Source organism: Auritidibacter ignavus, assembly GCF_003703835.1.
GTDB classification, from domain to species: domain Bacteria; phylum Actinomycetota; class Actinomycetes; order Actinomycetales; family Micrococcaceae; genus Auritidibacter; species Auritidibacter ignavus.
Map to the genome: position 1 here is coordinate 50,751 of NZ_RDQR01000014.1, position 12,479 is coordinate 63,229.

The 12,479-nt window shown below is 60.7% G+C and carries 14 protein-coding genes; 12 read left to right on the forward strand and 2 right to left on the reverse strand.

Annotation, left to right across the window (positions count from 1 at the left end; all coding sequences use genetic code 11):
- The first annotated feature begins 102 nt into the window (after positions 1 to 102).
- The 9 genes from rpmB (at position 103) to DYI20_RS08170 (ending at position 7,879) form a co-directional block, all read left to right on the forward strand.
- On the forward strand, positions 103 to 339 hold the full coding sequence (gene rpmB / locus DYI20_RS08130; protein ID WP_110098073.1) for a 50S ribosomal protein L28: 237 nt from the start codon (positions 103 to 105) through the stop codon (positions 337 to 339).
- A gap of 1 nt (position 340) precedes the next feature.
- The gene (gene rpmG, locus DYI20_RS08135) at positions 341 to 508 is read left to right on the forward strand and encodes a 50S ribosomal protein L33 (RefSeq protein ID WP_110100733.1); all 168 of its coding nucleotides are present in this window, start codon (positions 341 to 343) and stop codon (positions 506 to 508) included.
- 3 nt (positions 509 to 511) lie between these two features.
- Entirely contained in the window at positions 512 to 817 is a 306-nt protein-coding gene (gene rpsN, locus DYI20_RS08140; RefSeq protein WP_110098071.1) for a 30S ribosomal protein S14, read from the forward strand.
- 274 nt (positions 818 to 1,091) lie between these two features.
- Positions 1,092 to 2,579: a Na+/H+ antiporter NhaC gene (gene nhaC / locus DYI20_RS08145; protein ID WP_122549273.1), complete on the forward strand. Its 1,488-nt coding sequence runs from the start codon at positions 1,092 to 1,094 to the stop codon at positions 2,577 to 2,579.
- A gap of 205 nt (positions 2,580 to 2,784) precedes the next feature.
- Complete coding sequence (locus DYI20_RS08150; protein WP_110098069.1) at positions 2,785 to 3,069, forward strand: HU family DNA-binding protein; 285 nt, start codon at positions 2,785 to 2,787, stop codon at positions 3,067 to 3,069.
- A 189-nt stretch (positions 3,070 to 3,258) separates the two neighbouring features.
- Entirely contained in the window at positions 3,259 to 3,987 is a 729-nt protein-coding gene (locus DYI20_RS08155) for a hypothetical protein (protein WP_110100732.1), read from the forward strand.
- Between the two features lie 91 nt (positions 3,988 to 4,078).
- Positions 4,079 to 4,777 carry a copper resistance CopC family protein gene (locus DYI20_RS08160; RefSeq protein ID WP_110098067.1) on the forward strand — a complete coding sequence of 233 codons (699 nt, stop codon included), beginning with the start codon at positions 4,079 to 4,081 and terminating at the stop codon, positions 4,775 to 4,777.
- Between the two features lie 46 nt (positions 4,778 to 4,823).
- Positions 4,824 to 6,986 carry a bifunctional copper resistance protein CopD/cytochrome c oxidase assembly protein gene (locus tag DYI20_RS08165; protein WP_244924672.1) on the forward strand — a complete coding sequence of 721 codons (2,163 nt, stop codon included), beginning with the start codon at positions 4,824 to 4,826 and terminating at the stop codon, positions 6,984 to 6,986.
- 53 nt (positions 6,987 to 7,039) lie between these two features.
- Positions 7,040 to 7,879 (forward strand): hypothetical protein, encoded by an 840-nt coding sequence (locus DYI20_RS08170; RefSeq protein WP_110100731.1) that lies wholly within the window; start codon positions 7,040 to 7,042, stop codon positions 7,877 to 7,879.
- A gap of 154 nt (positions 7,880 to 8,033) precedes the next feature.
- Here DYI20_RS08170 and DYI20_RS08175 read toward each other — a convergent pair whose 3' ends face one another.
- A complete protein-coding gene (locus tag DYI20_RS08175; protein ID WP_122549274.1) occupies positions 8,034 to 8,816 on the reverse strand; it encodes an L-threonylcarbamoyladenylate synthase in 783 nt (260 codons plus the stop codon).
- A gap of 163 nt (positions 8,817 to 8,979) precedes the next feature.
- Here DYI20_RS08175 and DYI20_RS08180 point away from each other — a divergent pair, with 163 nt between their 5' ends.
- Together DYI20_RS08180 and DYI20_RS08185 are read left to right on the forward strand one after the other, a co-directional pair.
- Positions 8,980 to 11,076: an NHL domain-containing thioredoxin family protein gene (locus tag DYI20_RS08180; RefSeq protein WP_122549275.1), complete on the forward strand. Its 2,097-nt coding sequence runs from the start codon at positions 8,980 to 8,982 to the stop codon at positions 11,074 to 11,076.
- A 94-nt stretch (positions 11,077 to 11,170) separates the two neighbouring features.
- Positions 11,171 to 11,641: a flavodoxin domain-containing protein gene (locus DYI20_RS08185; protein ID WP_122549276.1), complete on the forward strand. Its 471-nt coding sequence runs from the start codon at positions 11,171 to 11,173 to the stop codon at positions 11,639 to 11,641.
- Between the two features lie 26 nt (positions 11,642 to 11,667).
- Here DYI20_RS08185 and DYI20_RS08190 read toward each other — a convergent pair whose 3' ends face one another.
- Positions 11,668 to 11,853 (reverse strand): hypothetical protein, encoded by a 186-nt coding sequence (locus tag DYI20_RS08190; protein WP_166769848.1) that lies wholly within the window; start codon positions 11,851 to 11,853, stop codon positions 11,668 to 11,670.
- Between the two features lie 221 nt (positions 11,854 to 12,074).
- Between DYI20_RS08190 and DYI20_RS08195 the strand changes: the two genes are divergently transcribed.
- The gene (locus DYI20_RS08195) at positions 12,075 to 12,416 is read left to right on the forward strand and encodes a transposase (protein ID WP_122549278.1); all 342 of its coding nucleotides are present in this window, start codon (positions 12,075 to 12,077) and stop codon (positions 12,414 to 12,416) included.
- Positions 12,417 to 12,479: the final 63 nt, after the last annotated feature.

Sequence of the window (12,479 nt, forward strand, 5' to 3'; positions counted from 1 at the left end):
CCTTCGGAAAGTCGCAGTAAGAGTGCGGTGTACACACTGGTGGCGGGATCCTCTTTCGGGTTCTGCCCGTCCTTTTACTAGTACTTAAATCGAGGAGTGATCATGGCAGCACATTGCCAGGTAACCGGAGCTGGGCCAGGTACTGGGTACCACGTGTCCCACTCGCACCGTCGTACCAAGCGCCGGTTCAATCCAAATATCCAAAAAAAGACCTACTTCGTGCCTTCGCTCGGCCGGAAGGTAACCCTGAATGTCTCGACCAAAGGCATCAAGGTGATCGACGCTCGCGGTATCGATGCTGTGGTCAACGATCTGATCGCCAAAGGAGTGAAGCTCTAAGATGGCAAAAGATAAGGGCCTGCGTCCCATTATTAAACTCAAGTCAACTGCCGGCACCGGCTTCACTTACGTGACCCGGAAGAACCGTCGGAATAACCCTGACCGGATTACGTTGAAGAAGTACGATCCCGTTGTCCGTCAGCACGTAGAGTTTCGAGAGGAGCGCTGAGGTTTGGCTAAGAAATCCAAGATCGCCAAGAACGAGCAGCGTAAAGTTATTGCCGCCCGTTACGACGAGAAGCGCAAGCAGCTGAAAGCCACACTGGTTGACCCCAACGCCTCCGATGAGGCTCGTGAAGAAGCTCGCGTCGGCCTGCAGAAGCTTCCCCGTGATGCTTCGCCAGTTCGGGTTCGCAACCGCGACTCCATCGATGGCCGTCCCCGCGGTACCCTCCAGAAGTTCGGTATCTCCCGCGTTCGTTTTCGGGACATGGCACACCGAGGCGAGTTGCCCGGTATCACCAAGTCTTCCTGGTAAACATCAGTTCATGCCAGCTAGTTGCTAGTGCGAGCTGTTCCGCTCAGTCGCAGTCAGCCAGCACGATGACCCGTATGCACACCCGTGGGTGGCATACGGGTCATTGTCTTTTGTCGAGTTGTCTATCTCGATAGAGAACGATAACGGGGATGATTGTGCTGTGTAGATCTCTGCGCTAATGTGAGCCAAGACACAAAGCGTGGGTTTCCTGACCCAAGGAACTGGCGCCCTGACATTTCTGGCCGTCACCCCGGCCACCCGTCTAAGGAGACCGATGACAGAACATAAGCTTCCTACGGTGCCAGTAGCCCTGCTGCCGATCGCGGTTTTGGTGGTGATGGCCCTGCTGTCGATTTCTGTGTGGGATATCGACATGGTGATCCCGTTGATGTCAGCCGTGATCGTCACTGTCGTGATCGGTAAAGCGCTGGGATATACCTGGCGAGAGCTGGAGCAGTCGATGGTCCGCGGTGTCAGTCGAGCACTGCCGGCCGTGTTCATCTTGTTTCTCATCGGTATGATTATCGGCACGTGGATCGAAGGTGGTCTGATTCCGACCATCATCTATTACGGTCTGACGGCCATCTGGCCGGTGGTTTTCCTTCCGCTGGCATGCCTGGTACCGGCCATCGTGTCGTTGGTGTTGGGGACTTCGCTGACCACCATCGCTACCGTCGGCATCGCCTTTATCGCGATTGGGCAGGGAATGGGCTTTCACCCAGCCCTGGTGGCCGGTGCCGTGATCTCCGGGGCCTTCTTCGGCGATAAGCTCTCCCCGCTGTCTGACACCACTAACTTGGCGGCCGCGATGGGCGGGGTTAAACTCTTCGACCACATCCGCCATATGCTGTGGGATACCATACCCGCTCTGGTGATTGCGCTGGCCATCTACGCGTTCATCGGCTGGCCGATGGGCGCCGAGGGGAGCGTGGGTGATGGCGAGGTGACAGAACTTCTCACGGCTTTAGACGCCGAGTTCGTGATTCACCCCTTGCTGTTGATTGTGCCCGTGATCGCCATTGGGCTGATGCTAATTCGGGTTCCGGCGCTCCTGACCCTGCTGATGGTGGCCCTTTTGGGGGCAGCCACGGCGTTAATCGTGCAGGGTAGCTCCCTGACCGAGGTCATGCAGTCGATGAGTGCTGGTATCGCCAGCGAAACTGGTGTGGAATTTATTGATTCTCTGCTCTCTCGGGGTGGTGTCGCCCAGATGCTGAGCACCATTGCCCTGGTCGTGGTCGCTACCGCCTTGGGCGGAATCTTGGAAAAAACCGGAGCCTTCAAATCGCTGGTGGGAACAGTGGTGCGCCGAGTCAAGCGCCCCGGTTCCATGGTCGCTACCTCGATGGGTGCCGGATTCACCGTGGCGATCTCCTCCGGTGAACAATATGTTTCTGTCCTGTTACCCGCACGCGCCTTCTTGGGCCCATACCAGAAGATGGGGTTGGCCCCGGTCAATCTCACCCGGGTGGCCGAGGCTGCTGGAACGGTCGGTATCAACCTCGTGCCCTGGTCCGTTCCCGCGGTCTTTGCAGCCGACGTTTTCGGCCTCTCGCCGCTGGAATTCATTCCCTTCGTGTTCTTTGCGATGCTCGTGCCGGTGATCAACTTGATCTATGCCTACACCGGATTCAGCATCAAACGCATCGACCCGCGCGATAACCCCACTGAGGTCATCCCTAGCTCCGATATTGATGTGAGCCAGTACCAAGATCTCAGCCCTGACACCCCGGGTTCGGCTTCCCACAAGCCGGCCAAATAGCCGAAGGAGGTACAAGACCGGTTGCAGACACTTCGCACGTGGAGAAAATGTCCACATGCTGAGAGATCGCGCAGAATTCGGCGTGAAACTCGAGTAATCGCGACGAAAACTGCGTGTTGGAGCCGAAATGATGGTAGTTTCACGTCAGGGAGCCCAGTCAGGTGCTGGGCGGATTTACCTAACAACCAAACGTCCAGGAGGACACATGGCTATGAATCGTAGTGAACTCGTTGCAGCTGTTGCAGAGCGTTCCGGAAACTCTGCCAGCGCCGTCAACGGCGTGTTGGACGCCGTTTTCGAGGTTTTCGCCTCGCAGGTTTCCAAGGGTGAAAAGATCACCATCCCTGGCTGGTTCTCTGTTGAGCGCACCGACCGCGCTGCTCGCACCGGACGCAACCCCCGCACCGGCGAAGCCATCGAGATTCCGGCAGGCCACGGTGTGAAGCTGTCCGCTGGGTCCAAGCTGAAGGCTGCTGCTTCCGGAGAGTAATCCTCCTCAGCATGTTGCGACAGGGCCTGGCTCTGTCGCGGTGCCTCCGCAGGCCGTCACAAATCCGTGGTGGACTGCGGGGGCATTATCGTGTGCGGTGGCCTAGAGTTCACGATGTCAGCCCTCTGGGTCAAGGAGTGGCAGAATAGGCAGAGACCGCACCACACTTCGAGCATGTAAGGGCCCACTGTGTCAGCCACGACCACTCTGATCGGAACCGGAGAAGCTCCGTTCCGCTCTCGTGGTGTGCCTGCACCCCGACACCACGGCCCGGCACGCCTGGCACGTGGCTGGCTGGTGGCAGCCGGCTCGGCCAGCGTGGCCACCGTGGCCCACGTGATGGCGCACGGACTGGCGCACGGGCCCACCGGCTACGGGATCCTCGCCGACCTGATGCAGTTGCTGATCTCACCGGTCTGGCTGTTGACCGTCGTACTCTGCGCCCCAATTGCGACCTTGCTGGCCGGTCGGCGCATCTCCGGGTGGGCGACCGCGGTGATCCTGACCTTCGGCCAGATCATTTTTCACGGCGCCTCCACCCTGATCACCGCAGCTGCGGGCACCACCGTGACTGGCGTGGTCGCCCCGGGACACCCTGACCACCACGTCACCGGTATTATCGTCAACTCCGCCGAGACCGGTGCCGTGCCGTCGGCGGGCTCCGCGATGTTGATGGCCCACCTGATGGCGGCGCTATTCACCACCGCGCTCATCGTCCACGGACAGCGGATCTGTCTGATCATGATCGACCGCACGGTGGTCGTCGTACCCCGCCGAATCTTCTCCTATACCGGGCTGGGCGTGGTGCCACAGCTACAGCCCCGGATACCTCGTAGCGCGCCGCGCTGGTGGATCCATCCCTGCGAGGCCTTATTCTCCTGGCACACTCGCGGACCACCGACTCAACCTTGTCTCTAAACCACCTCACCGGCCGAGCCGGCTCTTTGGCGTGGCCAGAATCACTAATTTTCAACGTTGTCACAACGTGTACAGACAAGGATGATGTATCGTGAACACCGCACTTGCCCTTGCACGCCATAGCGTGCGCATGACCACCATGATCACCGGCCTATTCATGGCCGTCATTCTCAGCTTCGGTATGGCACTGAGCCTGTCGGCGCCTGCCCAAGCCCACGACGTCCTCACCGAGACCACTCCGGCCGATGGTGAAGAAACCAGCACCACCCCCGATGAGGTGCGCCTGACCTTCTCTGGCCAACCCACTGAGGGGGCCAACCTCGCTAACCTGATCACCGTCTCGGATGCAGACGGTCAGGAATGGCAGACCGGTGAGGTCTCGGTCGAAGGCTATGACATCGCCGTCGATGTCTGCCCCGGGCTACCTGCCGGCGACTACGAGATCAGCTACCGGGTGATCTACTCCGATGGGCACACCGGCGAAGACACCATGAGCTTCACCAATGCTGATCCCAACGCCCCGGAGTCCGGCGACCCCGCGAAAGACTGCGATGGGGCGGCTGAGGAACCCACCGAGGAAGCCTCCAGCGAAGTCAGCGAGGAAGGCACCCAAACGGCAGAAGCCAACACGGCCACCCAAACCGGCGAGAACACCGAGGAAGCCTCCATCTTTACCTCCTGGGTGTTCTGGGCGATCGTTGCGGCTGTGGTCTTGGTGGTTGTCATTGTCGTGGCATTGATTATGCGTGCCGGCCGTGGCAACTCGCCCGAGGCCGATACCAAGCGCTAACACCTTGCTGATCCAGCCCCCAGTGGGCAGAAAGTGACCGGTTACCGTGAAGACCATCGAGAAAACTCCGAGCACCGCCCCGGTGCGGCAGTCGAGCGTCGGTATGCCCGCTTGGGTATGGCCGGTTGCGATCGTGCTCGGGGGACTCACCGTGGTGGTAGCTGGTCTCGCCGCTGGGGTCACCGGAGTCCAACAACTCTCTGACCCCGGTGGCCTAACCCGCTGGGGGCTGCCGATCACCAAAGTCATACACTCGCTGGCCTGGGCAACCACCGTTGGTGCGCTCGTGTTCGCCTGCGCCATCCTGCCACGCTGGGCTGGCCCCAGCTACCAAATCCGCCGGGCCGTGCACCGGGGAGAGACAGTAAACCTCAACGAGCATCCGACCTATACCCGCGTGATGCTCATCGCCTCCATCTCTTCGGTCATCTGGACCGTGAGCGCGCTGAGCCAGTTGGTATTCACCTACTCCGACATGGCCGGGATGCCGCTCAACGCCTCACCAGAGTTCTCCATCGGCCTGGTGGACTTCGTGCTCTCGATCGCGGTGGGCCGGGCCTGGTTCGCCATGACCCTCATCGCAGCGGTGGTGACCTCGCTGATTTTTGGACTTCGAGGTGCCACCTCGATGGCCTTCACCGCCGTGCTGGCCCTGATCGGTATCGTCCCTATGGCGCTGATCGGGCACTCTTCCTCCGGAGATGACCACTTCGCTGCCGTGAACTCGATCGGACTACACTTGCTTGGCGTGTTGCTGTGGGTGGGAGGGCTACTTGTCCTCGGTCTGAGCGCCACCACTCTGATCGGCCAGGACCGCGCCCGCGAGACCGCCGGTTCCGGGGTCGCCGACCAGCCCCTGGTCTACGTGGTGCTGGCCCGCTTCTCCGTGCTGGCCGCCCTGTCGATCATGACCGTGGCCCTGTCCGGGGTGATCAACGCCGACATTCGGATGAACAGCATCAACGAGTTGGCACTACCCTACGGGGTGCTGATCGTGGCCAAGTTCCTCATCACGGTGCTTCTCGCCCTGGTTGGGTTCGCCCACCGTCAGGTCGTGATTCCGCAGTTGAAAACCGGTTCAGCTGAACCCGGCCCCGGGGCCAAGCGACTGTTGTGGCGACTGATCGGGGTCGAAGTGGTGCTGATGGTCGTGATAACCACCGTGGCAGTGATCCTGGCCCGGACCGAGCCTCCCAAGCCCGAAGAAGAACCCCCAGAAGCTTCCCCGGCGCGGTTGCTGACCGGTTATGAGCTTCCGCCCGAGCTGACCTTTGACCGCTGGTTCACCGAATGGCGGCTGAACTGGTTGTGGGTGGCCATCATCGTGTTCTTGGCCCTGTGGTACCTGAGGGCCTTCCTGCGGCTACGTCGTCGTGGCGATAACTGGCCGGTGTTACGGCTAGTGTCCTTCATGGCCGGACTCGTGGTGCTGATGTGGGTCACTTCCGGGGCCCCGGCAGTGTACGGGATGATTTTGTTCTCCGCCCACATGGTCGCCCACATGACCCTGACCATGATCGCCCCACTCTTCATGGTGTTGGGTGCGCCCATCACCCTAGCCATGCGCTCACTACCGGCTCGAGCTGATGGCACCCGCGGGCCCCGAGAATGGATGTTGTGGCTGTTGCAATCCTGGTGGGCGAAGCTGGTGACCCACCCGATCTTTGCTGCTATCAACTTTGCCGGTTCCATCCTGATCTTCTACTACACGCCATTCTTCGGATTCGCGTTGGACCAGCACATCGGCCACGAACTGATGAACTTCCACTTCTTGATCACCGGGTTCATTTTTGCCTCGGTGATGGTCGGGATTGATCCGTTGCCACACCGCCCCAACTACCCGCTACGACTGGTGTTGCTGTTGGCCACCATGGTCTTCCACGCCTTCATCGGGGTGGCGATGACCGGATCGGAATCCTTGCTGGAAGCCGAATGGTTTTCTGCGATTGGACGCGACTGGGGTCCTTCGGCCATCGCAGACCAACAGATCGGTGGCGCGATCATGTGGGGCATCGGTGAATTCCCCACAGTGATTATGGCTATTATTACCGTGGTCCAGTGGCGTCGGTATGATCTGGCTGTGGCTGCCCGCCGGGATCGTCGTGCCGACCGAGACGGCGATGCTGAATTGCAGGCCTGGAACCGGATGTATGCGCAGATGGCGACCGAGGATGAGTACTACGCAGACAGCTCGTCACGATACCAATAGCGGCACGTACGCCCGATAAACCATTCACCAGACCACGAGAAGGGGATCACCAGATGGCCACCACACCAATTGCTCATGCCAATGCTCCCACGCTACTGGGTGTTAGTCTGGCCGGGCTGATGGTCGTTACCGGGTGCTCTTCAGAACCAGCTGACCCCGACCCGTCGGGAACCGAAGTAGCCACCGACGCTCACAGGGGTGTGGAAGCGCTACTGGATCCACAGGCCCGCCCGGATCAGCACGGGGTCGGTGCCGGGGCCCAACGTGCGGCCTCCTTCGGCTTCGACCGTCAAATCGTGGCCACCGACGACGAAATCTCCACCGCCCGCGACGAAGCCAACGAGAGACAAGATCAAGCCGAAGCCACCCAAGTCAGTCCCAGCTCGTGTCAACAAGCCGTCGCGAAGATGGACTGGTCGCCACTGCTGGCGGACTCCGAACAGATCACCCGCCTGGATTTTGGGACCGAGACCTTCAACGGGGCCGGGACCATCGAAATCGCCGGTCTAGACGCCGAGCGGGGCGGTGGCGCGCAGGCCCAGGAGCAACTGGACGCCTACCAGGCCACCGTCGAGGAGCTCACCGGGGACTGCTCCGAGGTTGACTTGGACATCCCCTCCGGGGAGACCACCCTGACCTATACGATGCGCTCTGAAGCCGTGGAGCCAGACCAGGGTAGCGGGCTGCTGTGGTCCCGCGTTCCCCGGGGATCAGCAACCCAACAACACGGTGAAGCAGTCACTGCCCTGGTGCTGACCACCGAACACGATGGGTACGCGGTGATGGTCTCTTTCGCCGGTGACAGCGAGGTGTCCTCCGAGGAGTTCCACACCATGGCCGATGAGATCCTGGAGGCGACCCTGTCGGGGATCGACGGTGAGGTCAACTCCTAGAAATCCTTCCAGACATACATCAGGCCGCCCGGAATATCCGGACGGCCCAACGTCGTGCTGTGAATGATGAGTCACCGATAGCTTAGCGACCGAGCAGAATGTGAGCGAATTATGACGTGAAGCTCAGCTTCTACTCAGTATGCCACTCTCGGCTTTAGTAGTAATGGCCCTGGCGGAAGTCCCAAGACAGGAAATGATCCGACAGGTTACGCAAAATCTGGTCCAGGTAGACACCTTTGCGAATGAGCATCGGAGCCGGAGTGACATCGCGCTCGCCCTTCTGCTCGGGCACCAGGGTTCCCTGATCATCGACGAAGGACACCATCACGCCCTGCTCCCACCGGGTCTCCACGGTGGCATCGGGCTGGATGGAGGCCACGTAATCATCGGCCTCAATGATCAGATCCACACCCTGTTCGATGCGTTCGCCGATCCCCGACACCAAGCCACGGTTACCCTGGCCGGAAGGATTCGCCGAGGACGCGAAGACTAGCTCGCCGTCTTCTTCCCACCGGGCCCGGGCAATCTGCTCACCGGGCTTGCCAAAGGCCATCACAAAACACGAGGTGCCACGACCGTCCATGACCAGCTCTTCAGCACCGGCGGGAATATAGCGCTTGGCCTCGTGCTTCCAGGGCAGAATGCAGCCCATCAGGACATCTTGTTCTTCGTGCGTGCGGTAGAAGGCCTCCACCTCGTCGTTGAGCTCGGCCAATTCCGTGATCTGGTCGACCGAACCGCACAGCACCACGGCCGGCTTATTGCGCTTGCGCTGTTTGAGGTCGAATTTGCGCTCGAGCCCTCCAAGATCCGAGGTCATCACAATATAACCAACTTTGGTGGGGGAGACGATGGCCTTCCCGCCGGCCCGCATCAGCGCCAGGCCCTCACTGTTGAGCTCACCGTCCCAATGGACCATCGGTGCTTTCTCGGACATGGATGGGTACTCCTTCGACTCGGAGGTTATCTGGGTCACGACCCAAGTGTAGCCAGGCCCCGCCACCGCCTTGAGTAACACGCCACCCGATGATCACTATGTGAGATAACGAAGCGTGAAATGCTCCGAGCTGAACGTCTCCGTCATCAGGGAGAATAGATCTATGGCAGATTCTTTCTCACAGACACCAGACCACCCCGAGACCTCAGCTTCTGCATCAGGTTCTACACCAGCTCCGGCCCCGCGCATTCGCGCCTCCGAGCTGATGGGTGAAACGTGGTTCAATACCGGTGGGGAACCGTTGGATGTGGCCAGCCTGCGTGGCAAGATTGTGTTGCTGGATTTCTGGAGTTTCTGTTGTATCAACTGCTTGCACGTCTTAGACGAGCTCCGACCCCTGGAAGAGAAATTCTCCGACGTGCTGGTCACCGTCGGGGTGCACTCCCCGAAATTCGATTACGAAGGGGAGACCTCCGCGGTGGCAGCGGCTATTGAGCGCTACGAGATTAACCATCCGGTGGTCAACGACCCGGCGCTACACACCTGGCAAGCCTATTCGGCCCGCGCCTGGCCGACCCTGGTGGTGGTAGATCCCGAAGGCTATATTGTCGGCCACTTATCCGGTGAAGGCCAAGTGAACGGACTCTTTTCACTGGTGGAAGAACTCGTCGATATCCATGACGCCAAAGGCACCCTGCACCGCGGTGACGGTCCATTCGTTGCACCAGCCCCCGCCGCACGTCAGCTCCGGTTCCCGGGCAAGGCGACCGCGCTGGGGACCCGTGGGTCCCAACCGGGCTCTTTTCTGGTCTCCGACTCCGGACACCACCGCCTGGTCGAACTCGCCGGGGATTTGACCACCGTGCTGGCCGTCTACGGTGGAAACGGGAGCGGTGACCCCCTGCCATTGAACGCCACTGACCGAGACCTGATGGGCCAGCGCGGGGACGCCGATGGTGATGCGGCCACCGCTCTGTTCAGTGAACCCGGTGGCACCACGTTGTTGCCAGCAGAACTTGCCGCCCGGGTGGGGTATGACGTGGTGGTCGCTGATACCGTCAACCACCGATTGCGGAGTCTGAATCTGACCACCGGCGAGGTCGGCACTCTGGCCGGTAACGGCATCCAGCGTCTGATCGACTCCGAACGCGCCAAACAGCCCAGCGACCACGTCCAGCTGGGCGCGCTGAGTACCGACGCTACGGAGACCTCACTGTCCTCGCCGTGGGATGTGCTGTGGGTGGACGAGCTCAACACCGTGCTGATCGCCATGGCGGGAACCCACCAGATCTTCTCCTTCGACCCCGATACGGCGGTGCTGGGGTTGTTTGCCGGAACCGGTTTGGAGGGTCTGACCGATGGTCCGGCCGGTACCGCTTGGTTTGCCCAGTCCTCCGGGCTGGCTACCGGCCGAGCCGGCACCGTGTGGGTGGCCGACTCAGAGTCCTCGGCGTTGCGTGAACTCCACGTCAGCGACCCTGACCAGATCAGCGTGTCTAGCCCCATCGGTCTTGGCCTGTTTGACTTCGGGTACCGGGACGGTGCGCCTGGTCAGGCTCGACTACAGCACCCATTGGGTGTGGCCGGACTACCGGATGGCTCGGTGTTGATCGCCGATACCTACAACCACGCGGTGCGTCGTTACGCCCCGGAGCACACCAACCCGGATGGAACCACCGCCGAGGCCACGGTCGCCACGGTGGCTCGCAATCTCCACGAGCCCTCCGATGTGCTCGTGGAATATAACGCTCAGGGGCAGGCGGTGTCGATTGTGGTGGTCGAGACCAACGCCCACCAGCTGGTCCGGGTCGCAGTGCCCGAACAATACCTCAGCGTCGATGAGGGGGCGATGACGACCCAGCGACCCACCACCCGGATTGCCGCCGGCGAGCTGGAGCTGACCGTGGGCTTCACCGCCCCGGCCGGGCAGAAACTCGATGACCGGTGGGGGGATCCCACCCAGCTGACGATCTCCTCCTCTCCGGAGGAGTTGCTCGTGGAGGGCACCGGCTCCCAGACCGGGCTACAGCGACAAGTGCAGATCAACCCGGACATCACCTCCGGGGTGCTACACATTACCGCCCGAGCTGCGGCCTGTGATGGCCAGCCCGGCGAACCGATCCCCGATGCGGCCGCCTGTCATCTCTACCAGCAGGACTGGGGAATCCCCGTTGAGGTCGCGAGCACTGAGAAAGCCGGGCAGAATGACGCAACACCGGTGCACCGTCGCCTGGATTTGGACCTGCGCGGGATTCACTGACCTGCCTGCTCAGCGCTGACCAAACCTGCACGAATTGCCCGTATTTCACTAGACTGTCACCGACAGTCCTGATCCCCTCCGGAGGTATCCCACTATGGCCACCATCGTCACCTGCGATTCCAGGCATCACTCCACTCGCGAGATAGCGGACTACATTGTGGAAGTGTTGCGTACCACCAACGGCTCGGCCGCGGTCTTCGCAGAGCTGGACGAGGTCGGCAACAACATTGACAACATCGACGCGCTGGTGGTGTTGGCCCCGATTTACCAGGGTAAGTTCTCCGAGGCTGCCAGCCGTGTGATCCTGGCCAATCAGGCCGAGCTGGCCCGTAAGTCGCTGTTCGTGGCCGCGGTCGGCATCGCTGAGCAGTTGCCCCAGGACGTCTCCGATGTGCTCACCAGCTACCGGCCCCGCGAACTCGGCTACTTCCGTGGCAAAATTGACCCCTCGGTGCTGTCTGGGGCCGAAAAGCGTCACGTGGACGAATCCGAATACGGGGACTTTCGTGACTGGGATGCCATCAAACGCTGGGCCCAGACCATCGGCAACCGCGGAGCCAACTAAACCGACAGGGTGACCTGTCAGCCAGGTTATTGCCAGTGCAGGGTCACCTCGATGTGCTCGGGGGTGAGTCGGAGGTCAGCCTCGAGCGTGAACGGCTGCTGGTACTCGGTCCGAGACTGCTCGCCGGTGCCCACATCGATTTCATCCACTTCCAGCTGGGCGATGGCTTCAATGCGATCGATGCCGGGTGAGCCCGGTTCGTCGGTGTACATGACTTCGGGACTATCGAGCAGAGACCACTCAATACTGTCCGGGTCTACCCGGTTGGCCGTGCTGTAACCGAACGGGCACCCGCTCGGTTGGAGCACCTGTTGGTCGGTGCAGTGGGTAAGTTCCTGAGAGACTTCTTCTTGAACTTTCTCGGTGACCTGTTCGGTGAGTTCCAGTGAACCGTCCTGGGTTTTGTTCCGTCCTAAAATGAGAGGATAGAACTATGCCAACCAAATACCCGCAGTCGTTTAAAGATCGTGCCACGCGCATGGTGTTTGATCGGCTCGAAGGTGAAGACGCGCCGAGCCGGTATGTGGTGATTCGTGAAACCGCGCCCAAGCTCAGTATCGCGACACAGACGTTGCGTCGTTGGGTGGAACAAGCTGAAGTGGATACCGGTCAGAAGTCAGGGGTGTCCACGGATGCCCAAGCGCAAATCCGGAAGCTGAAGCGGGAGAACGCGGAGCTGTGCTGGGCTAATGAGATCCTCAAGACGGCGTGCTTGGGTTCAAATCGTCAAGGCAACACCGGCGTGTTCGGCTTCAATCGGGGTGCGGTAGCCTAAACATTTCCGGGGCCGGGTGTTGAGTTCATGGGCGATCTGATCCAGGTCAGCTTGCGAGTACTT

Coding starts and splice junctions, on each gene's coding strand:
- rpmB (WP_110098073.1), top strand. CDS start 103: ATGGCAGCACATTGCCAGGTAACCGGAGCTGGGCCAGGTACTGGGTAC.
- rpmG (WP_110100733.1), top strand. CDS start 341: ATGGCAAAAGATAAGGGCCTGCGTCCCATTATTAAACTCAAGTCAACT.
- nhaC (WP_122549273.1), top strand. CDS start 1,092: ATGACAGAACATAAGCTTCCTACGGTGCCAGTAGCCCTGCTGCCGATC.
- DYI20_RS08150 (WP_110098069.1), top strand. CDS start 2,785: ATGGCTATGAATCGTAGTGAACTCGTTGCAGCTGTTGCAGAGCGTTCC.
- DYI20_RS08170 (WP_110100731.1), top strand. CDS start 7,040: ATGGCCACCACACCAATTGCTCATGCCAATGCTCCCACGCTACTGGGT.
- DYI20_RS08175 (WP_122549274.1), bottom strand. CDS start 8,816: ATGTCCGAGAAAGCACCGATGGTCCATTGGGACGGTGAGCTCAACAGT.
- DYI20_RS08180 (WP_122549275.1), top strand. CDS start 8,980: ATGGCAGATTCTTTCTCACAGACACCAGACCACCCCGAGACCTCAGCT.
- DYI20_RS08185 (WP_122549276.1), top strand. CDS start 11,171: ATGGCCACCATCGTCACCTGCGATTCCAGGCATCACTCCACTCGCGAG.
- DYI20_RS08190 (WP_166769848.1), bottom strand. CDS start 11,853: ATGTACACCGACGAACCGGGCTCACCCGGCATCGATCGCATTGAAGCC.
- DYI20_RS08195 (WP_122549278.1), top strand. CDS start 12,075: ATGCCAACCAAATACCCGCAGTCGTTTAAAGATCGTGCCACGCGCATG.